Annotated in this window: 21 protein-coding genes; 11 read left to right on the forward strand and 10 right to left on the reverse strand. The window is 71.2% G+C overall.

Translation table 11 applies throughout. The features are described from left to right. Nucleotides 1-2: 2 nt before the first annotated feature. Together ACWD6N_RS30030 and ACWD6N_RS30035 are read left to right on the forward strand one after the other, a co-directional pair. A complete protein-coding gene (locus ACWD6N_RS30030) occupies nt 3-446 on the forward strand; it encodes a nitroreductase/quinone reductase family protein (RefSeq protein ID WP_450005553.1) in 444 nt (147 codons plus the stop codon). Nucleotides 447-480: 34 nt separating this feature from the next. Next, the gene (locus ACWD6N_RS30035) at nt 481-1,509 is read left to right on the forward strand and encodes an aldo/keto reductase (protein ID WP_450005555.1); all 1,029 of its coding nucleotides are present in this window, start codon (nt 481-483) and stop codon (nt 1,507-1,509) included. 39 nt (nt 1,510-1,548) lie between these two features. On the opposite strand, the gene ACWD6N_RS30040 is transcribed toward ACWD6N_RS30035, so the two are convergent. Both ACWD6N_RS30040 and ACWD6N_RS30045 read right to left on the reverse strand, forming a co-directional pair. Further along, nucleotides 1,549-1,890 carry a YnfA family protein gene (locus ACWD6N_RS30040; protein ID WP_354965298.1) on the reverse strand — a complete coding sequence of 114 codons (342 nt, stop codon included), beginning with the start codon at nt 1,888-1,890 and terminating at the stop codon, nt 1,549-1,551. 74 nt (nt 1,891-1,964) lie between these two features. Then, nucleotides 1,965-2,159 carry a CsbD family protein gene (locus tag ACWD6N_RS30045; protein WP_354965299.1) on the reverse strand — a complete coding sequence of 65 codons (195 nt, stop codon included), beginning with the start codon at nt 2,157-2,159 and terminating at the stop codon, nt 1,965-1,967. Between the two features lie 176 nt (nt 2,160-2,335). Here ACWD6N_RS30045 and ACWD6N_RS30050 point away from each other — a divergent pair, with 176 nt between their 5' ends. Then, nucleotides 2,336-2,947 carry a histidine phosphatase family protein gene (locus ACWD6N_RS30050; RefSeq protein ID WP_354965300.1) on the forward strand — a complete coding sequence of 204 codons (612 nt, stop codon included), beginning with the start codon at nt 2,336-2,338 and terminating at the stop codon, nt 2,945-2,947. Here ACWD6N_RS30050 and ACWD6N_RS30055 read toward each other — a convergent pair. From ACWD6N_RS30055 to ACWD6N_RS30065, 3 genes are all read right to left on the reverse strand, one after another. Continuing rightward, nucleotides 2,877-3,383, reverse strand: a complete 507-nt coding sequence (locus ACWD6N_RS30055) for an Lrp/AsnC family transcriptional regulator (RefSeq protein ID WP_354965301.1) — start codon at nt 3,381-3,383, stop codon at nt 2,877-2,879. The genes ACWD6N_RS30050 and ACWD6N_RS30055 overlap by 71 nt on opposite strands. Before the next feature lie 116 nt (nt 3,384-3,499). Further along, a complete protein-coding gene (locus ACWD6N_RS30060) occupies nt 3,500-4,642 on the reverse strand; it encodes an acyl-CoA dehydrogenase family protein (protein ID WP_450005557.1) in 1,143 nt (380 codons plus the stop codon). Beyond that, nucleotides 4,639-5,754, reverse strand: coding sequence for a M24 family metallopeptidase (locus ACWD6N_RS30065; protein ID WP_450005559.1), 1,116 nt, complete (start codon nt 5,752-5,754; stop codon nt 4,639-4,641). The genes ACWD6N_RS30060 and ACWD6N_RS30065 overlap by 4 nt, the downstream gene beginning before the upstream one ends. Before the next feature lie 270 nt (nt 5,755-6,024). On the opposite strand from ACWD6N_RS30065, the gene ACWD6N_RS30070 reads away from it, so the two are divergent. Further along, nucleotides 6,025-7,395 carry a glycosyl hydrolase family 18 protein gene (locus ACWD6N_RS30070; protein WP_450005561.1) on the forward strand — a complete coding sequence of 457 codons (1,371 nt, stop codon included), beginning with the start codon at nt 6,025-6,027 and terminating at the stop codon, nt 7,393-7,395. A gap of 62 nt (nt 7,396-7,457) precedes the next feature. Here ACWD6N_RS30070 and ACWD6N_RS30075 read toward each other — a convergent pair whose 3' ends face one another. Beyond that, entirely contained in the window at nt 7,458-8,339 is an 882-nt protein-coding gene (locus tag ACWD6N_RS30075) for a winged helix-turn-helix transcriptional regulator (RefSeq protein WP_387322681.1), read from the reverse strand. Nucleotides 8,340-8,421: 82 nt separating this feature from the next. Between ACWD6N_RS30075 and ACWD6N_RS30080 the strand changes: the two genes are divergently transcribed. After that, complete coding sequence (locus ACWD6N_RS30080; RefSeq protein ID WP_450005563.1) at nt 8,422-9,699, forward strand: MFS transporter; 1,278 nt, start codon at nt 8,422-8,424, stop codon at nt 9,697-9,699. Here ACWD6N_RS30080 and ACWD6N_RS30085 read toward each other — a convergent pair. Next, on the reverse strand, nt 9,680-10,780 hold the full coding sequence (locus ACWD6N_RS30085; protein WP_450005565.1) for a DUF4037 domain-containing protein: 1,101 nt from the start codon (nt 10,778-10,780) through the stop codon (nt 9,680-9,682). The two genes, ACWD6N_RS30080 and ACWD6N_RS30085, sit on opposite strands and share 20 nt — an antisense overlap. Before the next feature lie 119 nt (nt 10,781-10,899). Between ACWD6N_RS30085 and ACWD6N_RS30090 the strand changes: the two genes are divergently transcribed. Together ACWD6N_RS30090 and ACWD6N_RS30095 are read left to right on the forward strand one after the other, a co-directional pair. Continuing rightward, nucleotides 10,900-11,127: a hypothetical protein gene (locus ACWD6N_RS30090; RefSeq protein WP_354965308.1), complete on the forward strand. Its 228-nt coding sequence runs from the start codon at nt 10,900-10,902 to the stop codon at nt 11,125-11,127. 58 nt (nt 11,128-11,185) lie between these two features. Beyond that, a complete protein-coding gene (locus ACWD6N_RS30095) occupies nt 11,186-12,112 on the forward strand; it encodes a 5'-3' exonuclease (RefSeq protein WP_387322688.1) in 927 nt (308 codons plus the stop codon). Here ACWD6N_RS30095 and ACWD6N_RS30100 read toward each other — a convergent pair. After that, entirely contained in the window at nt 12,109-13,038 is a 930-nt protein-coding gene (locus ACWD6N_RS30100; RefSeq protein ID WP_450005567.1) for a diacylglycerol/lipid kinase family protein, read from the reverse strand. The two genes, ACWD6N_RS30095 and ACWD6N_RS30100, sit on opposite strands and share 4 nt — an antisense overlap. Nucleotides 13,039-13,096: 58 nt before the next feature. Between ACWD6N_RS30100 and ACWD6N_RS30105 the strand changes: the two genes are divergently transcribed. The 3 genes from ACWD6N_RS30105 (at nt 13,097) to ACWD6N_RS30115 (ending at nt 16,506) form a co-directional block, all read left to right on the forward strand. After that, entirely contained in the window at nt 13,097-15,079 is a 1,983-nt protein-coding gene (locus ACWD6N_RS30105) for a BTAD domain-containing putative transcriptional regulator (RefSeq protein ID WP_450005569.1), read from the forward strand. A gap of 22 nt (nt 15,080-15,101) precedes the next feature. Further along, the gene (locus ACWD6N_RS30110; protein ID WP_450005571.1) at nt 15,102-15,971 is read left to right on the forward strand and encodes a tetratricopeptide repeat protein; all 870 of its coding nucleotides are present in this window, start codon (nt 15,102-15,104) and stop codon (nt 15,969-15,971) included. Nucleotides 15,972-16,350: 379 nt separating this feature from the next. Beyond that, on the forward strand, nt 16,351-16,506 hold the full coding sequence (locus ACWD6N_RS30115) for a hypothetical protein (RefSeq protein WP_450005573.1): 156 nt from the start codon (nt 16,351-16,353) through the stop codon (nt 16,504-16,506). A 110-nt stretch (nt 16,507-16,616) separates the two neighbouring features. Here the strand turns inward: ACWD6N_RS30115 and ACWD6N_RS30120 are convergent, their stop codons facing one another. Beyond that, complete coding sequence (locus ACWD6N_RS30120) at nt 16,617-18,125, reverse strand: pyridoxal phosphate-dependent decarboxylase family protein (protein WP_354965314.1); 1,509 nt, start codon at nt 18,123-18,125, stop codon at nt 16,617-16,619. A 144-nt stretch (nt 18,126-18,269) separates the two neighbouring features. Here ACWD6N_RS30120 and ACWD6N_RS30125 point away from each other — a divergent pair, with 144 nt between their 5' ends. Continuing rightward, nucleotides 18,270-18,929, forward strand: a complete 660-nt coding sequence (locus tag ACWD6N_RS30125; RefSeq protein ID WP_450005577.1) for a DNA alkylation repair protein — start codon at nt 18,270-18,272, stop codon at nt 18,927-18,929. 48 nt (nt 18,930-18,977) lie between these two features. Here the strand turns inward: ACWD6N_RS30125 and ACWD6N_RS30130 are convergent, their stop codons facing one another. Then, nucleotides 18,978-19,835: an HIT family protein gene (locus ACWD6N_RS30130; RefSeq protein ID WP_450005575.1), complete on the reverse strand. Its 858-nt coding sequence runs from the start codon at nt 19,833-19,835 to the stop codon at nt 18,978-18,980. Between the last annotated feature and the right edge of the window lie 158 nt (nt 19,836-19,993).

Here is a 19,993-nt window from a genome sequence, read left to right on the forward strand (position 1 = left end):
AAATGGACGACGCCATCGCACGAGCCCTCGCCATCGGACCGGACTCCTCCGCGGCCGCGCGCACCATAGACATCACCACACTGGGCGCACGCACCGGCGTCCCCCGCCGCATCGAGATCTGGTTCCACCGCGTCGACGGTCGCTGGTACCTGACCGGTATGCCCGGACCCCGCAGTTGGTACGCGAACGTGCGCGCCCACTCACGGTTCACGGTGCACCTCAAGCACGGGGTCACGGCCGACCTGCCCGCGACCGCGGTGCCGGTCGACGAGCCGACACGACGGCGGGTGATCACCGCGGTCCTCGACCTGCAGAACCGACCCGAAATCGCGGCGCGGGTCAGCCGGCGCCAGACGTTCGACGACTGGTTCCCGCACAGCCCGCTCCTCGAAATCGTCTTCGACGACGAGGAACTGCGCACCACGTCCTCGACGCACTCCGAATAGCCCACCAATCACCGAACCACTCCGAAGGACAACAGTGAAATACCGCAACCTGGGCCGGACCGGAATCGAAGTCAGCCCGTACTGCCTGGGCGCCATGATGTTCGGCGCCATGGGAAACCCCGATCACGACGAATCCATCCGCATCATCCACAAAGCACTCGACGCAGGAATCAACTTCGTCGACACCGCCGACGTGTACTCCGCCGGCGAATCCGAGGTGATCCTCGGCAAGGCGCTCAAGGGCCGCCGCGACAACGTCGTACTCGCCAGCAAGCTGCACTATCCGATGGGCGACGACCCGAACCACCGCGGAAACTCACGGCGCTGGATCACCACTGCCGTCGAGAACTCCCTGCGCCGCCTACAGACCGACCACCTCGACCTCTACCAGGTCCACCGCCCCGACCCGTCGGTCGACCTGGAGGAGACGCTGTCCGCCCTGTCCGACCTGATCCACAGCGGCAAGGTACGCGCGATCGGCACGTCGTCCTTCCCCGCCTCGGAGATCGTCGAAGCACAGTGGGTCGCCGAGCGACGCGGCCTCGAACGCTTCCGCACCGAACAACCGCCGTATTCGATCATCAACCGGAGCATCGAACGCGAGGTGCTGCCGGTCTGTCAGCGCTACGGAATGGGCGCGCTGGTGTGGAGCCCGCTGGGCCAGGGCCTGCTCACCGGCCGGTACCGCAAGGGCCAGCAGTTCGACAGCCACCGGTCGGGCCACACCCCACAGCACTTCAGCGACGAGCGCAAGCTCGACGTCGTGGAGCAGCTCATCCCGCTCGCCGAGCAGGCCGGCCTGCCGATGACCCACCTCGCGATGGCGTTCGCGATCGCGCACCCGGGCGTCACCTCGGCGATCATCGGGCCGCGCACCATGGCACAGCTCGACGACCTCCTGGCCGGCGCCGACGTCACCCTGAGCGACCAAATCCTCGACCGGATCGACGAGATCGCCCCGCCCGGCACCGACGCCGGCCCCAACGACGTGGCCTACGTACCGCCGGCCATCTCGAGCGTGGGCCTGCGCCGCCGACCGGTCCCGGAGCGTTCCGCCGCCTGAACGACGACCGCTGACGGCGCGTAGGGAAGTCGCGCCGCGCTAGGCAGTAGCGCCGCGCGGCGCGTACATGATGACCGCGACGCCGAGCAGGCAGAGCGCCGCCCCGGCCAGGTCCCAGCGGTCCGGGCGGAAGCCGTCCACGAGCATCGCCCAGGCCAACGAGCCCGCCACGAACACCCCGCCGTACGCCGCGAGGATCCGGCCGAAGTGCGCGTCCGGCTGGAAGGTGGCGACAAAGCCGTAGCAGCCCAGCGCGATCACGCCCGCGGCGATCCACCACAGGCCACGCTGCTCGCGCCAGCCCTGCCACACCAGCCAGGCGCCGCCGATCTCGGCCAGCGCGGCCACTGCGAACAACACCAGGGAGCGGAGCACGGTCACCCCGCGACCCTAGCCGCAGCACACGACGGGTCCCCGGGCGCACAGTCGCCCGGGGACCCGTCGGACCGCTCAGATCACTTCGTGAAGGCGTCCTTCACGTTGCTACCGGCTTCCTTCATGTTCTGACCGGCCTGCTTGGCGCGCGCGTCGCTCTTCTGGCTGGCGCCCTCGGCCCGCATCTGCTCGTTGTCGGTCTTGTCGCCGATCCGCTCCTTCGCGGCACCAGCCATCTGCTCGACCTTGTTTCGTGCCTTGTCGGTGAAGCTCATCGCGCCTCCTCCGTCTGGCGTCTCTCCCGGCTCGCTTGCCCGCTCTCCGGGTGCCGAAACCGGTGGTGCCGGTCGGCACATCCGGTAAGGCATCCTAGGAAGATAGGTTGAGTGTCCGAGGGCGCGGCATCGGAGGCCACCCGGTGCCGCCGGGTCCGCGATGGTTAACTGGCCGCATGGGAGAGCTCCTGCTGATCCGGCACGGCGAGACCACCTGGAGCGCCACCCGACGGCACACGTCGTACACCGATCTGGAGCTGACCCCCGACGGCGAGCGGCAGGCCCGCACCCTCGCCGCGTTCCTGGCCGGCCGGCGATTCGTCACCGTGCTGGCCAGCCCCCGCTCCCGGGCGCTGCGCACCGCGCAGCTGGCCGGGCTCACCGTCGACGCCGTCGACGAGGACCTCAGCGAGTGGAACTACGGCGAGTACGAGGGACGCACCACCGTCGACATCCACGAAGACCAACCGCACTGGAACATCTGGACCGACGGCTGCCCTGGCGGCGAGTCACCCGAGCAGGTGGGGGCCCGCCTCGACCGGGTGCTGACCCGGGTCGCCCCACTGCTGGACAGGGGCACCGTGGCGCTGGTGGGCCACGCGCACAGCCTGCGGGTGCTCGGCGCCCGCTGGATCGGCCTGCCCCCGTCCGCCGGCGGCCGGCTCCGGTTGGACACCGCCACGGTCAGCGTGCTCGGTCACGAGCACGATCGGCAGGTCATCCTGCGGTGGAACCAGCCGGCTCCTCCGGCACCCGGGACCGCGACCGACTCGGTGGCCCGGCACTGATCTTCGGCGGCCGGTTCTCGTACGGGGTGGACAGCACCACCGTGGTCCGGGTGGTCACGTTCGCCGACGTACGGATCTCCTGGAGCACCCGCTCCAGGTCGGTCGGGCTGGCAACCCGCACCAGCAGCATGTAGAAGTCCTCCCCCGCCACCGAGTAGCAGGAGTCGATCTCGGGCAGGTGGGCCAGCCGCTCCGGCGCGTCATCCGGCTGCGACGGGTCGAACGGCCGGATCGCCACGAACGCGGTCAGCGGCAGTTCCAGCGCCTCGAAGGAGACCCGGGCGGCGTACCCCTTGATCACCCCACGCTGCTCGAGCCGGCGCACCCGCTGGTGCACGGCGGACACCGACAGCCCGACCCTGTCGGCCAGGTCGGTGTACGACAGGCGGCCGTCAGCGGTCAACGCTGCGACGATGGCGCGGTCGATCTCCTCCACGGCGAGCAACCTACCGGGAAAAACGCCGGACGGCGACGAGGCTCCCACCGCAGGGTGCGGACGGCGGCCACGGTGGACCCACCGCGGCCGCGCCACCACGCGTCGTCGACCCGGGCTCAGCCCTTGGCCAGAGCCCGGGAGATGACCAGCCGCTGGATCTGGTTGGTGCCCTCCACGATCTGCAGCACCTTGGCCTCGCGCATGTACCGCTCCACCGGGTGGTCGGCCACGTAGCCGGCGCCGCCGAGCACCTGCACCGCGTCGGTCGTCACCCGCATCGCCATGTCGGTGGCGAAGAGCTTCGCCTTGGCCGCCTCGATCGAGTACGGACGCCCGGCGTCGCGCAGCCGGGCCGCGGCGAGGGTCAGCGCGCGGGCGGCGGAGATCTGGGTCGCCGCGTCGGCGAGCATGAAGCCCAACCCTTGGAAGTCGACGATCGCCCGACCGAACTGCTGCCGCTCCCGGGCGTACCCGATCGCGTAGTCCAGTGCGGCCTGGGCCAGCCCGACCGCACAGGCCGCGATGCCCAGCCGACCCGAGTCCAGCGCGGACATCGCGATGGTGAAGCCCGCACCCTCGCCGCCGATGAGCCGCTCGGCCGGCACCCGCGCCTCGTCGAAGGCGATCTGCGCCACCGGTGAGGAGCGCAGCCCCATGGTCCGCTCGGCCGCCTGCGGGGTGATGCCGGCGGTGCCGGCGTCGGCGAGCAGGCAGGAGATGCCCTTCGGGCCGGGCCCGCCGGTACGGCAGAAGACGTTGTAGAAGTCGGCGGTCCGGGCATGGGTGATCCACGCCTTGGTGCCGGAGACGAGGTACGCGTCGCCGTCGCGGACCGCCCGGGTGCTCAGCGCCGCCGCGTCGGAGCCGCCCTGCGGCTCGGAGAGGCAGTACGCGCCGAGCAGTTCGCCGCCGAGCATGTCCGGCAGCAGCTTGCGCTGCTCGTCGCTGCCGAACGCGGCCACCGGGTAGCAGGACAGGGTGTGCACGCTGACCGCCTCGGCGACCGCGAGCCAGCGGCTGGCCAGGATCTCCAGCACCTGCAGGTACACCTCGTACGGCTGTGCGGCGCCGCCGTGCTCCTCCGGGTACGGCAGGCCGAGCAGGCCGGCCCCGCCGAGGGTCCGCAGCACCTCGCGGGGAAACTCGGCGCGTTCCTCGAAGCCGACGGCCTTCGGCGCGAGCTCACGATCGGCGAGTTCGGTGGCGAGGTCCAGCAGGTCGTGGGCCTCGTCGGTGGGCAGGATCCGGTCGACAGTCATAGCGCGATGAGCTCCGTGGGGGTGGTGTTGAGCCGCTGCACGCCGTCCGTGGTGCAGACGACGATGTCCTCGATGCGGGCGCCGTGCCGGCCCGCCAGATAGATGCCCGGTTCGATGGAGAACGCCATTCCGGGCTCCAGCGGCCGGTCGTTGCCGGCCACCAGGTAGGGCTCCTCGTGACCGTCCAGGCCGATGCCGTGGCCGGTGCGGTGCAGGAACGCGGGGCCGTAGCCGGCGGCGGCGATCGGCTCCCGGGCGGCGGCGTCGGCCGCGGCGCCGCTGATCCCGGGCCGTACGGCCGCCACCGCGGCGCGCTGCGCGTCGCGCAGCACCGCGTAGTAGTCCTGGAACTCGGCCGGCGCCGGCCCGCCGGCGACGTACGTGCGGGTGCAGTCCGAGCGGTACCCCGACGCCATGGTGCCGCCGATGTCCACCACCACCGGCTCGCCGGTGCCGATCGGCCGGTCCGAGGTGCCGTGGTGCGGGCTGGCCCCGTTCGGCCCGGCCGCCACGATCACGAAGTCCACGCTGACGTGCCCGGCGGCCCGGATCGCGGTGGCGATGTCGGCGGCCACCTCGGCCTCGGTGCGCCCGGGGCGGAGCCACTCCCCCATCCGCAGGTGCACTTCGTCGATCGCCGCGCCCGCCTCGGCGAGGGCCGCGACCTCCGCCGGGGACTTGCGGATCCGGAGCTCGCGCAGCACCTCGCCGGCGAGCCGCTGCGCCGCGGCCGGCAGGGCGGCACGCAGTGCGAGGACCTGCTCGGCCCACATCCGGTCGGCCAGCCCGACCGCCGCGGGCGCGCCGTCGAGGGCGGCGAAGACCAGGGGGTACGGGTCGGTGCCGTCGGCGTGATCGACGATGCGGACCCCGGTGGCCGGCGCTGGGGATGCCTCCGCGGCCGGTCGCTCCAGCGTCGGCACGATCAGCGTCGGCTCGCCCTCGGCCGGCAGCACCAGGCAGGTCAGCCGCTCCCCCGCGTGGGCGTCGTACCCGGTCAGGTAGCGCAGGTCGGAGCCGGGGGTGAGCAGCAGGGCGTCCAGGCCGGCGGCCGCGGTGGCGCGCTGCGCGGCGATCAGCCGGTCGGGCGGGTACAGCTCGTCGATTCCCACCCGGTCAGCTTAACGGTCGTTTGGGGATCGCCGGCAGCCAGCGCACTGCTCGAAGGAAGGGCACCTCATTAACGCCTGGTGTAGAGCACGGGCCCCTTCTTAACAGCGCGCCAGCCCGGAAATTCACCGACGTTGATTGACGCGGACAGTTAACACTCTTTAAGATTTGGCTGCCTCGAGGCCACCCGTCCCTGCGTACCGCAACCGCACCCCCGCCCGCGACGACCCTGCACGGGCGGCTGTCGTCCCCCGCCCACGGGAAGGCCCCCGATGTCCTCACCACTGCGCCGCGCCCTCGCCGCCGGCCTGCTCGCGCTGGCCACGGCCGGCGCCACCCTCACCCTCGTGCCCACCGCCGCGCAGGCCGTGGTGCTGCCGAACAACTTCAAGAGCGTCGGCTACATGCCCTCCTGGGCCGGCAACGTCAACACCGTCCAGTACAACAAGCTCACCCACATCAACTACGCCTTCGTGCTGCCCAACAACGACGGCAGCCTCCGCCCCGTGGAGAACCCGAGCAAGCTCTCCTCGCTGGTCTCGCTCGGGCACGCCAACAACGTCAGGGTGTCGATCGCGGTCGGCGGCTGGAACGACGGCAACGACTCCGCCTTCGAGGCCCTCGCGGCCAACGCCGGCAGCCGGACCAACTTCGTCAACAACCTGGTCAACTTCGTCAACCAGTACAACCTCGACGGTGTCGACATGGACTGGGAGTACCCGGACCCGGGCGCCTCGGCGAACAACTACACCCAGCTCATGACGCAGCTCGGCAGCGCCATGCACAGCCGCGGCAAGCTGCTCACCGCCGCCGTGGTCTCCGAGGGCGGCAGCGTCCAGGGCGTGCAGACGGCCGTGTTCGGCCAGGTCGACTGGCTCAACATCATGGCGTACGACGGCGGCAGCCCGCACGCCAACTACGACTGGTCGATCGCCAGCATCAACCTGTGGAAGTCGCGCGGCCTGCCGGCCAGCAAGGCGGTCCTCGGGATCCCCTTCTACAGCCGCCCTGGCTACTACACCTACTCGGCGCTGGTCGGGATGGACCCGGCCAACGCCAACCGGGACTGCACCACCGTCGGCGGCGCCCAGCAGTGCTACAACGGCATCCCGACGGTCAAGCGCAAGACGCAGTGGGCCCTGGCCAACGCCGGCGGGGTGATGAACTGGGAGCTGTCGCAGGACATGACCGGCTCGACATCGCTGGTCAGCGCGATGTACGACACCATCATGGGCGGCACCACCCCGCCGCCGACCGGCCGCACCGGACAGATCACCGGAATCGGCGGCAAGTGCGTCGACGTGGCCTCGGCGAGCAGCGCCAACGGCACGGCCGTTCAGCTGTGGGGCTGCAACGGCACCAACGCGCAGACCTGGACCGTGGCCAGCAACGGCACGCTGCGCGCCCTCGGCAAGTGCGCCGACGTCGCCAGCGGCTCCACCGCCAACGGCGCCAAGGTGCAGCTCTGGGACTGCAACGGCAGCGGCGCCCAGGTCTGGCAGGCCCAGTCCAACGGCACGCTGCGCAACCCGCAGTCGAACAAGTGCCTGGACGCCACCGGCAACAGCTCCGCCGACGGCACCCGGCTGCAGATCTGGGACTGCTTCGCCGGCGCCAACCAGCGCTGGACCCTCCCGGCCTGACCTGCGGCAGGCACGGGCTTTCTGCTGACGCTCGGCGTCAACAGGAAGGCCCGTGCCTGCGATCAGGCGGCGCGGTGCTTGCGGACCACGTCGAGCATCTCGTCCACCGAGCCGGCCGGATCGCTGACCGGGAACTGCACCGCGCGGACCACCGCGGCCGGGTCGACCAGCAGCGTCAACCGCTTGAACCGGGTGATCCCACCGGCCCGGAAGGTGGGCAGCAGCAGCCCGGCGGCGAGCCGACCGTCCTGGTCGGACAGGAGCGGGAACGGCAGCCTGGCGTACGCGGCGAAGTCGCCGAGCTGGTCCGGCCGCTGCGTGCTGACCCCCCACACCCGTGCGCCGGAAGCCTGGAAGTCCGCGTGCCGGTCGGCGTAGGTTTTCGACTCCAGGGTGCAGCCGCGGGCGCCGGGAATGTCGGCCCACCCCGGCGGGTAGCCCTGCGTCCCCGGCGCGTACGCCCCGGGGAAGAAGTAGAGGACGCTCCACGCGTCGCCGTCCGTCAGCGCGATCGGCTGGCCGTCCGGCCCGGGCAGGACGACGTCGGGCAGCCGCCGCCCGATCAGCTCGTGCACGCGGCGTGCCTCGGCCGAGTCGGGGTCGGCGGTCGCGGTCAGGTCACCGTCGCCCATCAGGTGTCTCGTACCCCAGTCCTGCAGTGCGATCAGCACAGGAAGCAGTCCCTCACCCTTGGCGGTCAGCAGGTAGTCGAAGCGCGGCGGATGGTGCGAGTAGGGCCGGCGCTCGAGCACGCCGTGCTCGACCAGCGCGGCGAGACGTTCGGCCAGCGCCCGCCGACTCACCCCCAGCTCGCGCTGGAGTGCGTCGAAGCGGGTCGTCCCGCCGGCGACGTCGCGCACGATGAGGAAGGTCCACCAGTCCCCCAGGACGCCGAGCGCCTGCGCGATGCCGCAGTCCGCGTCGGCAAGATCTTCCCGCCGCACCCGTCACCTCCCTCCGCTCCGCCCTCGACTATAGTCCGTTTCAGATTGGAACGCACTGGCACGGCGAACGGGGGCGGACGACATGCACGTCGACGATCGGGCCGGGGTGTTCTGGCGATGGTGGACCGCCGGCACGACCAGCATGGTCGGGTCGGCGGTCGGCGCGGTGGCCCTGCCGCTGACCGCGCTCACCGTGCTCGACGCCACCGCGTTCGAGATGGGCCTGATCGCCGCTGCCAGCTACGTCGCCTGGATCGTGATCGGCCTACCAGCCGGCGTCATCGTGCAACGCCTGCCGCTGCGCGGCGCCCAGGTGGGCGCCGACCTGGCCCGCGCGGTCGCCGTCGCGTCGATCCCGCTGGCCTGGTGGTGGGGTCACCTCACCGTCGCCCATCTCGTCATCACCGCGCTCGTGGTCAGCTTCGCCAACGTGCTCTTCGACGTGGCCAACTCGACGTTCCTGCCCAGCATCGTGGACCGCGAGCAGTTGCAGTCCCGCAACAGCCTGACCTCGGCAACGCACGCCGCCACTCAGCTCAGCGGCCCCTCCCTCGGCGGGCTCGCCGTGCAGGCTCTGGGCGCGGTGCCCACCCTGCTCGTGGACTCGGCCAGCTACCTCGTCTCCGCGGCACTGCTGCGCACGCTGCCCGCCCGCCGCGACGACGCTCCGGACCGCTGGCCGCCGGTCGGCGAGCTGATCCGGGAGGGCTGGCGCTTCGTCGCGTACCACCCCGTGATGGGGCCCGGCATGTGGGCCGCCACGGCCATCAACTTCGTCTGCGGCGCGCAGTACGCGCTCTACCCGCTCTACCTGGTCCGCGAACTGCACGCCCCGGCCGGCCTGGTCGGGGTGCTGCTCGCCGTCGAGGGGGTCGGCGCGCTGGTCGGGGCGGCGCTCACCACACGGATCACCGCACGGATCGGCACCGCCCGCGCCCTGATCGCCGCCGGGTTCACCACGGTCGCCGGGGCGTTCCTGATCCCCTGGGGCACCGGCTGGCCGGCGTACGCCGCCTTCGCCGCCGGCAACGTCGTCTTCGCCCTCGGGACGGTGGTGCTCAGCGTGACCACCCGGACGTACCGGCAGATCGCCAGCCCTCCCGACCTGCTCTCCCGGGTGATGGCGACCGTCCGGTTCGTCTCGTGGGGCGCGATCCCGGTCGGCGGCCTGGTCGCCGGCGCGCTGGCCGGCCCCCTCGGCGCGCGGGCCACCCTGTTCGTCTTCGCGACGGCGGTGGTGTGCGCGCCGCTGGCGCTGCTGTTCTCCCCCGTCCGGCACCTGCGTGACCTCACCGACCACGACCGGGACGACGACCCGCCCCGCCCCGCCCCGCCGGCGCTCACCGTCGCAGGTCGGTGACGACGCCGCCCGGCCAGAGGCTGTCGGCCAGCCGGCGGACCCGGTCGGCGTGGGTGAGCACGTCGACGCTGTGCACGTACTGGTCGACGGCGCCCAGCGGCGGTCGGTCGCGCAGCACGGGGTCGCCCACGCCGGCGCGCAACGCGGCGGCGATCCGCTCGGCGTGCAGCACCAGGAACGGGCGGTGGTGAAACGGCCGGACGCGAGCGCGCACCGGCGCCGCCAGCCCGGTCTCGTCGGTCCACCGGGCCACCGCCTCCAGCGCCTGGACCAGCCCGCCCTGACGTCGGGTCCAGTCGCCCGGGCCGAGCGCGTCGTTCAATGCCGCGACCACCGGCGCCGCGTCGGGCAGCCCGACGAAGACCGTACCGAGCCACTTGTCGTACGGCGGCCAGCGCCGGCGCAGCAGCAGACCGAGCCGCATCAGGTCCCGGGCCAGGCCGGCGGCGACGACCCGGCTGCCCAACTCGTCGCCGACCTCGGCGCACCGGCCGGGCAGGTGCTCCGCCTGCGCGATCCGGGTCCACGCTGCGGCGAGCACGTGTCGCCACACGTCCGGCGGATACCAGACCAACGCCGTCCGGCGGGTCGTCAGTGCGCCGTCGAGGCCGTCGTGAAAGATCGCGCCGCCGGTCACCTCGGCCAGCCGTTGAGTCGGGGTGGCCAGCCAGTCCGCCACGGCGACACCGTCGGCGGGGTCGAAGCCCAGCCGATCGCGCCACCAACCGGCCAGCTCGTCCACGCGGACGCCGAGCCGGCCGCCCGCCGGGTCGGCGACGCCCAGCCGCCCGTCGTCGCCGGCGAAGCGGGTCGGCCAGCCCAGAAACTCGGCCGGCAGGTCGGCGTCCAGCGCGGCACGCAGCCCCGGGATCCGGTCGGCGTCGGTGGCCGTGACGAAGACCTGCACGCGCGGCCCCCAGTCGTGGTCGGTGGACCGCGCGGTGTCCAGGCCCAGCAACTCCGAGCCGCCGTCCAGCAGGCCGGCCGCGTACCGCAGACCCGGGAAGCGACGGTGCAGGACCGGTGCGACCACCTCGTCGTGGTAGCGGCGGGCGAGCGTCAGACCGGGAAGGAACGCCACACCGGCAGTCTGCGCCGGTCGGGCACCAGCCGCACCGCGGTTTCCCGGGTCGGACGGCGCCGTGGGTCATAGCCTGGACAGAGGGTTACCGTACGGGCACCGCGACCGGGAGGACCGACGTGGCAGCGAACGAGGCGGACCGGGCGGCGACGCGCCGACGCCGGCAGCTGTGGGCCGGGGTCCTCGCCCTCGTCGGCCTGGTCCTGCTGATCATCGGCCTCACCGTGGCCGACGGCGTCGCGGCCTGGGTCGAGGTGCTCGTCGCGATCCTGCTGCTGGTGGCCAGCTACGTCGTGCAGTACCTGGCCCGCAGGGCAACCGTCTACCGGCACGACGAGCGGCGCTGACGCGGACGACGGCCGGGCGTACCCCTGATCGTCGGAGGGCTGTGCCAGGCTGTCGGGCGTGGCACACCGATCCCCGATCCTGCTGATCGACGCACCCAGCCTCTACTTCCGGGCCTACTTCGGCATTCCGGAATCCGCCGCCCGCGCCGAGGACGGCACCCCGGTCAACGCCGTGCGCGGCTTCCTCGACATGCTCGCCACCCTGATCCGTGGGCGCGGCGCGGACCGGATGGTCTGCGCGCTGGACTACGACTGGCGCCCGGCGTGGCGCGTCGACCTGCTGCCGTCGTACAAGGCGCACCGGGTGGCTCCGCAGGGCGGCGAGGTCGTGCCGGACACGCTCTCCCCGCAGGTGCCGAAGATCCTGGAGGTGCTGGCCGCGGTCGGCATCACCTCCGTCGGCGCCACCGGCTACGAGGCCGACGACGTGCTCGGCACACTCTCGGTGACCCAGCCGGGCCCGGTCGAGGTGGTCTCCGGCGACCGCGACCTGTTCCAGCTCGTCGACGACGTCCGGCCGGTCCGGCTGCTCTACGTCGGGCGCGGCGTGGCCAAGCTCGACGACTGCGACGACGCCGCCGTGCGGGCCCGCTACGGCGTGCCGGCCGACCGGTACGCCGACTTCGCCGCGCTGCGCGGCGACCCCAGCGACGGGCTGCCCGGGGTGCCGGGCGTCGGCGAGAAGACCGCCGCCCGACTCATCGAGCGGTACGGGAGCATCGCCGGCATCCTGGCCGCCCTGGACGATTCGGACTCGTCCTTCGCACCGGGCCTGCGGGCCAAGCTGGCCGCCGCACGCGACTACCTGGCCGTCGCGCCGACGGTGGTCCGGGTCGCGCTCGACGTGCCGCTGCCGGAGCTGCCCACCGCCCTGCCGACCGCCCCCGCCGACCCGGACCGGTTGCTCGAACTGGCCGGCACGTGGAACCTGGCCGGCTCCGCCCGTCGACTGGTGGACGCCCTCGCCGCACGCGCTGACGCCTAACGATCGGGGCTGTCGGCGGGAGCCATGATGCGGAGCGCGTTGGGATCCAGGCCGATCCGGACCGGGGTCTCGCCGTACAGCTCGCCGTCGAGCTCCACGGGCGCGGGTCGGTCGGTCTCCAGCCAGAGTTGGTGGACGGCGAGGAACGGCTCCTCGCCGAGCGTGCGGCGATGCCCGGTCGCCGCGTTACGGGCCGTGTGCCGCAGCAGCTCACGGCGGGGCGCGCCGCCCACCGGATAGGCGACCAGGAGCCGGTCGTCGGCGTCCGCGTCCGCGGTGATCGGCCGGCCGGCGTGGAAGCCGCCGTTCGCCACGTACAGCTGGTGGGTGACCACCTCGCGCTCCCGTCCCTCGGCGCGCACCACGGCGCGCAGCGGGCGGTGCCGGGTCAGCAGCGTCAACGCGGTGACCGGGTACGCGAGCCGGCCGGTGGCCCGCTTGAGGCGCGCCGGCGTCCTGAGCATCACGTCGGCGGACAGGCCTATACCGACGTGGTTGGTGAACCACCGGCTGCCCACGAGCCCGAGGTCGACGTCGATCACCTTGCCGTCGGTGAGGACCGCCACGGCCGCGTCGAGGTGAAGGGGGACGCCCACGGTGCGCGCGAAGTTGTTGGTGGTGCCCAGAGGCAGCAGACCGAGCGCGATGTCGCGGTGCGCGAGCAGGCGTGCGGCGGTGCTGATCGTCCCGTCGCCGCCACCGGCTATCAGCAGGTCTGGTCCGAGGTCGGCGGCAGCGGCGAGGCTCTGCTCCAGTTCGGCGGGCACGTCGACCGGGTACGCGGCCAGCAGCTTGAAGCCGGCCGACGTGAGCCGATCCCGCGCCCGCTCGTAGAGCCGACGACCGCGACGGGAGTGGGTGTTGACCACGAGCGCCGCGCGCCGCTCCCGTCGGATGGCCTCGCTCAGCTCCGGCTTCGTCCGCATAGGCCCGGAGCCTATCGTCGGATGGCCGGCCGAAATCAGACCTTCGCAACCGACCGGGGTGTCGCTGATCGACGTTCGTCGTGCCACGATCGGCGGGTCCCATACCGGTTACGCCACGCCCGAGGAAGAAATCATGCGGTTCGAAGTCCTGGGGCCAATGCGAGCCGTCAACACATCGGGGTCAGTGGTGCCGGCCGGCAGAGGTCAACATCAGGTCGTACTCGCCTGCCTCGTTGCCGCCCGCGGCCAGACGGTCGCCGACAGCACGTTGATGGAAGCCCTGTGGGGTCGCGACCCGAGCAACAACAAGCACGGAGCACTGCGGGTCCTCGTCCATCATCTGCGCCGCAACCTCGGCATTGGATCGATCATTCGCGCGGATGGTGGCTACCGCATCACGCTGGCCGGCCACCAGCTTGATGCCGACGACTTCATCGCTCTGGTCGACGCGGCCGAGCACGACGAGGCGCAGGGCCGGCTCGCCGAGGCGCGTCAGCGCTACCAGGCGGCGCTGCGGCTGTGGCGGGGAACGGACGCCTACCATGGCGCCGCCGATACCGATCATGTGCGGGTGGCAGCAAACCACCTGGGCGAGCAGCGGATGACCGCCTACGAACGCTGCGTCGACATCGAACTCAGCCTCGGACTCCACCGCGAACTGTGCGCCGAGCTGTCGGCCGTGGCCACGGAGAACGCGCTGCGCGAGCGCCTCCAGGCGCAACTGATGCTTGCGCTCGTCCGCAGTGACCGTCGGGCGGAGGCGCTGACCGTCTACGAACGGACCAGGCGCATTCTCGCCGACGAGCTTGGAGCGGACCCGGGTACGCGCCTGCAGCAGCTCTACACCGCGATCCTGCGCGGCCCCACGCCAGCGGTTGTGCCATCCGTCGCCGCTGCCGCGGTCCGGCCGGCGCAGCTGCCCGTTCCACCCAGCGATTTCGTCGGGCGTTACGACGAGCTCGGGGTCCTCGACGCCGTGCACGCGAAATCCCGATCCGGTCAGCGTCCCAGTGGCTCAGTGGTCGTCACGGGATCCGGTGGCATGGGCAAGACGGCTCTGGTGACGCACTGGGCCGATCAGAACCGGCAGAGCTTTCCTGGCGGGCAGCTCTACCTCGATCTCGACAATGACATCCCGGCGACGGTGGCACTGGCCAGGGCCCTCGTCGAGCTCGGCATCGCGCCCGACGACGTGCCACAGCAGGCAGAGACACGCGCCGCGCAGCTGCGCTCGCTGCTGTCCAGCCGCACGGTGCTGATGGTCCTGGACAACGTGAGCAGCGCCCAGCAGGCCCGGCCGTTCTTCCCCGGCGCCGGTGACAGCATGCTGGTGATCATCAGTCGGAACCGGCTTGACGGGCTCATCGCCCGCGAAGGCGCTCACCTCCTGGTGCTGAACCCGCTGCACGTCGAGCCGGCCACCCGTCTGCTCCGGGCGATCGCCGAGATGTCCCACTCCGCGACCGACGACGTCCGTACCCTGGTGGCGCTGTGCCACGGGATGCCGTTGGCCATCCGGATCGTGGGCGCCCACCTACGGCTGGGAGCCCGGCCGGACGCCCTGGTCGACGCCCTGCACGATGAGCGCACCCGACTCGCCCGGCTCGCCACCACCGATGGCGACGCGAGTGTGCGCGCGGTCATCGCGGTGTCGTACCGACGGCTGGACGCGCCGGCACGTCGGCTGTTACGCCGCCTCGGCCTGGTGGACGCCCGTGCGATCCCGCTCGGCGCCATGGCCGCACTGGCCGGCATCTCCTGCGGCACCGTCCTGACGGACCTGGTCGACACGCTCGCCGCGGCCAATCTGGTCACGCTCGAAGCGGACAGCCGGGTCAGCCTCCATCAGCTGACGCGCATGTTCGCCCATCAGCAAGGTCAGCTCGACGACACCTCGGCCGATCGCGCGGCCGCCGAACGGCAGCTGCTCCGCTGGTATGGGCATGCAACCCGCCAAGCACAGCACAGCATCAGGCCGACCGCAGGCGGAGCTGGCGGCGGTGCCGTCCCTGACGCGCAGCACCTCTTCCTTCCTGCCTGACCTGACCGAAACCGTCGCAGCGGTGAGCTGGGTCGACACCGAAGCGGAAACGATCATCGGGCTGATCGACCAGCACGTCCGGATCCACCCTGATCTCGTCTGGCCCCTCGCCGTCAACATACGCGGCTGGCTGCAACGCCGGGCACCCCGCGACACCTGGATCGCCGTGATCGAGCAGGGCATCCGATCCGCCGCCATGGCCGGCAGCCGCACCGGCGAGGCCACCCTGCGTGGAAGCCTGGGCGTCGCACACAGCCTCCTGCTGCAACGTACCGAGGCCCGGGCCGCGTACCAGCGCGCCAGCGCACTCTTCGGGCAGAGCGGCGACCATGCCGGCAAGGCCGACGTCGAGGCGAGCCTGGGTGCGATGCTGGCTGACAGCGGGGCACTTGACGAGGCACTCCCACCACTGCTGCGGGCGCGGCATCTCGCGACCCTGCTGAACGACCCCGATCTCATCTTCAAGGTCGAACTCAACCTTGGCTACCTGCATCGACGGGCCGACCGCCAGCAGGAGGCACTCGACGCCTACACGTCGGCGTTGTCGGCCGCGGAGCGGTCCAGCAACCGCGACTGGTTGTCGGCGAGCGTCCACACGAATCTCGGCCGCCTGCATCTCCTTCAGGGCAACCTCGATCAGGCCGGACACCACTACGACACAGCGGTCCGGCTCGCCCGGAGCACCGGCGACCGCATGCGGGAAGCATGGGCACTGCACGGATGCTCCGACATCTCCGCGGCCCGACGAGACCTTCCGGCGGCCGTCGCAGCCCTCCATGAAGCCGTCACGATCCTCGAACCCCTGGGCGATCGTCGCCTCGACGAGATGCGCACCCGGCTGTCCGAGTTGCTCTCCGACGACACCGCCGGGCAGTCACCGCCGCAGGCTTGAGGGCGTGTTTCGCACCGTCGCCGGCGTATCCGGCGCCGTTGGCGTCTCCGCGGTCTGGCCAACATCGAGCCAACATTCTGCTGGAAGACTGCGCCATCAGTAGTCAGCCAAGGCTCGCCGGGAGGGAGACCGTGACATCTGTACGAGCCAAACGGGGGTGCGCGGCCAGGCCCGAGGGCGCCGGCGCGCTCACGCAGACCGATTCACGTCAGAACGGAGACTGGAAATGTCACCTGGAACGAGAAGCAGGAGGCGCAGCTTCGCCGCCGCGGCGATGGCAACGGTGGCGTGCGCCGGCGTCCTGGGGATCGCATCCCCGGCGGCAGCCGCTACGACATCGGGAGGATCGTCCGTCAGTGCCGTCGCCGAGGGCGACATGGTGGCTCAGAGCTGGGCCTTCGTCGCTTCCTACCCGGGCAACTCCATGGGGTTGGCCGCCTGCGCATTCCACGCGAGCTTCCTGCGCTCACAGACGGGTAGAAACTACCTGTGCAGCCGGGCGGGCTCCTACTACCACCTCCTGAAGGAACTCTGACCCGCGGTTCCCCGCTCTGCTGGTCACCATCGTCGGGCCCCACCGTCTCCCCGGGTGGGGCCTACGTCAGTCGGTCGGGGTGCGACACGCGTTCGGTGCCACGCTGCTCTTCAGCGCGTCTCCTCGGTCGCCTGCTCGGCAGCACGGCGTACGTCGTCGAGCAGGATCCGCATGTCGCGTCGGGTGGTGCGGTAGTTGACCACGCAGCCGCGCAGCGCGAAGCGGCCGTTGATGGTCGCGTTCGACAGGTACGAGCTGCCGGCCTGCTGCAGTAACACCATGATTCGTTCGTTGAGTCGGTCGAGTTGCTCCTCATCGGTCTGCGACCGCGAGCCGGCCTGCGCGCTCGGCGGCAGGTAGCGGAAGCAGAAGATGGAGAGTTCGACCGGGGCGAGCAGCTCGAAGTCGACGCTGTCGTCGATGAGCTCGGCCAAGTGGCGGGCGCAGTCGAGGTTGCTCTCGATCGCATCGCTGACAGCTTGCGACCCGGCGTGCGCCAGCGTCATCCAGACCTTGAGCGCCCGGAATCGCCGGGACAGGTCGGGGCCGTAGTCCCAGAACGCGAAGGCCTCGGCCGGCTCGGCCCGCATGACCCGGATGTAGTCGGCGTCCAGGCTGAAGGCGGGCCGTACCGCCTCGGGGTCCCGGTAGATGAGGCAGCCGCAGTCTGCGGGCAGGTAGAGCCACTTGTGTGGGTCGAGGGAGATGGAGTCGGCCTCCGCCAAGCCGTCGAAGAGCGCACGGGCCGACGGGGCGAGCCGCGCGAAGCCGCCGTAGCACGCGTCGACGTGCATCCAGAGCCCGTACTCACGCGCGACCACCGCGATGTCGGCGAGCGGGTCGACCGCGCCGGTGACGACGGTGCCGGCGTTCGCCACCACGCAGAACGGTTCCGCCCCGGCGGCCCGATCCTCCTCGATGGCACGGACTAGTGCGCCGACGTCCATTCGGAAACGGGCGTCCACTGGAATCTCGCGGACGTTCATCCGCCCTATGCCGAGCAGCGCGGCGGCCTTGTGGATCGAGTGGTGGGTGTCGGTGGAGGCGTAGACGCGCAGTTGCGCCGGGTGGGCGGCCATACCCTGGGTGGCGACCGTGTCGCCGCAATGGCGGTGTCGGGCGGCGGCCAGCGCGGTGAGGTTGGCCATCGAGCCGCCACTCATGAACAGGCCTCCGGCGCTCGGATCGCAGCCGATGGCCTCCTTGATCCAGTCGATGGCCACGTGCTCCAGCTCGACGGGAGCCGGTGCGGAGCGCCATGCGGGGAGATTCGCATTCAGCGCCGACGCGAGGAGGTCGGCCACCACGGCGACGGCGGTACCCGGCGCCGAGACGTACCCGAAGAAGCGGGGATGCCCGTTGTGCCGGCTGCCGGGCACGACCACGTCCCGGAAGACCCTCAGCAGGTCGGCGAAGTCGCGGCCCTCGGCGGGCAGCGGCTCGGCGAGTAGCTCCTTCAGCACGGCTGCGGAGGTTCGCGGGCTGATCGGCAGATCCCCGATCGAGTCGTGGTGGGCGGCGATCCACTCGACGGCGCGGCCACCCATGTCCCGGATCTGCTCCGCCGAGGGGTCCAGGGCGGAGTCGACGCCGCGTCCGTCGGATGAGATCGAAGTCATGACCCGGAGGATAGTGTGGATCATGTCCTGGCGTTCGCCCGCGAGTACGAGCGGCAGCAACGAGTGGTCGACTACCGTCGTACGCTGCATCTCGCATGTGACGAGCAGGAGGCTGCGGTGGCCGAGACGACGCCGACCGAGACGATGGTGGCCGAGGTGAGGGCCGAGCTGGCCGAGCTCGAGGACCCGAAGACTCGCGAGGTGAACGAGAGACACGGTGACGATCACGGTGTGCACCTCGGCAGTCTGCGCGCGCTCGCGAAGCGACTGAAGACGCAGCAGGAACTCGCGTGCCAGCTCTGGGCGACGGGTGACACCGCGGCGAGACTGCTGGCGATTCTGATCGGCCGACCGAAGGCGTTCGGACGTGGCGAGTTGGACGTCATGTTGCGCGAGGCGCGCACACCCAAGGTGCACGACTGGCTCGTGAACTATGTGGTGAAGAAGAATCCGCACTCCGAAGAGCTGCGCCTGGCCTGGTCCGCCGATCCGGATCCAGTGGTCGCGAGTGCCGGCTGGGCGCTGACCACCGAACGCGTGACGAAGAAGCCCGAAGCCCTCGACCTACCGGGGCTGCTCGACGTCATCGAGGCGGAGATGAAGGACGCCCCGGATCGCCTCCAGTGGGCCATGAACCACTGCCTGGCTCAGATCGGGATCGAGCACGCCGAGCACCGCGCCCGTGCAATCGGCATCGGTGAGCGCTTGGAGGTGCTCAAGGACTACCCGACTTCCCCGGGCTGCACGTCCCCGTTCGCGCCCATCTGGATCAACGAGATGATGCGCCGCCAGCACGACAGGTAGGACGCACCTCCAGCCGCCATGGTGACACCCGATCGTGGATCAGGCCGGTCAGACGGCCGGTTCCCTGGTGGACGACCGCTGGCCGCCGTGGCACGCGACCAACGCGTCCGCCACGATGTCAGCGTCAGCCTCCGCGACGTCCGCCGGGTACTCCGGCAGCAGGTCGTCCCAGACGACCAGCCACGACCCGTACAACTGGGCCTGCCCCTCGGGCCGGGCGAAGAACCAGACGTGCAGATGGGCGCCACCATCTCCGATGCGGTACACGTGTGCCCGCGAGATGTGCGGCAGTGCCTGCACGTGGCGAACGATGCGAGTGCTCAACAGCCCCAGCTCGGCGGCCAGTTCGTCGGGCAGATCCGCCATGTCGTAGTGATCGCGCGGATACAGCATGAGCACCAGCGGAACGCCCACGCCCGAAATCCGCGCCAGCCGCCAGTGATCGTTGAACCAGATCCCCTCGTCCCGGTCACGACAGGCGCTGCAGTCCGACGGATCCTCGCCGTGCCGCGCGGGTTCCGGGAGCACCGGCGGGCGCAACGGCGCAACGCGGAGCCCGTCCGGTTCGAACGGACTGATCTCCCAACCCGTCATGCGTGCCAACGGGAGCCGACGCTCGGCGTCCGCGACGGCGACGGCGTGGTCATAGAACTCGTCCGGTCGCAAGGCCATGCGGCGAAGACTAGTACCCGCAAAAGCAGGAAGCCGCCGGTAGGGGTGAGTGCTCAGCGCAGTTGGGGTTTGTTCTGAGCCGGTCGGATGACCGAGGAAGAGCCCCGGGCCGCGGGTCATGCGAGCTATCAGCGGCAGATGCGCGCACCTGATCTTGGCCAGGTTGGGCTGACTCTCCCTCCGGTTCATGGCATGACCACGGAAGGTTTCACGTTGCCCGGGTTCGGTCAGCAAGGGTCGGGCGTGCCTCGGATGAGGCGGTCCAGGATGTCACGGGCCGCAGCGAGGCTCTCGATAGACCTGGTGATTCGGGTGCGCTCCTCGGCCAGGGCGTCGAGGAGTTCGGGGCAGGTGGGTGCGAGCACCGTCGTGTCGTCGGGGACGCAGGGCAG

Source organism: Micromonospora sp. NPDC005163 (assembly GCF_053599835.1).

Coding starts and splice junctions, on each gene's coding strand:
- ACWD6N_RS30125 (WP_450005577.1), top strand. CDS start 18,270: ATGGTGGCCGAGGTGAGGGCCGAGCTGGCCGAGCTCGAGGACCCGAAG.
- ACWD6N_RS30050 (WP_354965300.1), top strand. CDS start 2,336: ATGGGAGAGCTCCTGCTGATCCGGCACGGCGAGACCACCTGGAGCGCC.
- ACWD6N_RS30060 (WP_450005557.1), bottom strand. CDS start 4,642: ATGACTGTCGACCGGATCCTGCCCACCGACGAGGCCCACGACCTGCTG.
- ACWD6N_RS30100 (WP_450005567.1), bottom strand. CDS start 13,038: ATGCGGACGAAGCCGGAGCTGAGCGAGGCCATCCGACGGGAGCGGCGC.
- ACWD6N_RS30120 (WP_354965314.1), bottom strand. CDS start 18,125: ATGACTTCGATCTCATCCGACGGACGCGGCGTCGACTCCGCCCTGGAC.
- ACWD6N_RS30070 (WP_450005561.1), top strand. CDS start 6,025: ATGTCCTCACCACTGCGCCGCGCCCTCGCCGCCGGCCTGCTCGCGCTG.
- ACWD6N_RS30030 (WP_450005553.1), top strand. CDS start 3: ATGGACGACGCCATCGCACGAGCCCTCGCCATCGGACCGGACTCCTCC.
- ACWD6N_RS30045 (WP_354965299.1), bottom strand. CDS start 2,159: ATGAGCTTCACCGACAAGGCACGAAACAAGGTCGAGCAGATGGCTGGT.
- ACWD6N_RS30080 (WP_450005563.1), top strand. CDS start 8,422: ATGCACGTCGACGATCGGGCCGGGGTGTTCTGGCGATGGTGGACCGCC.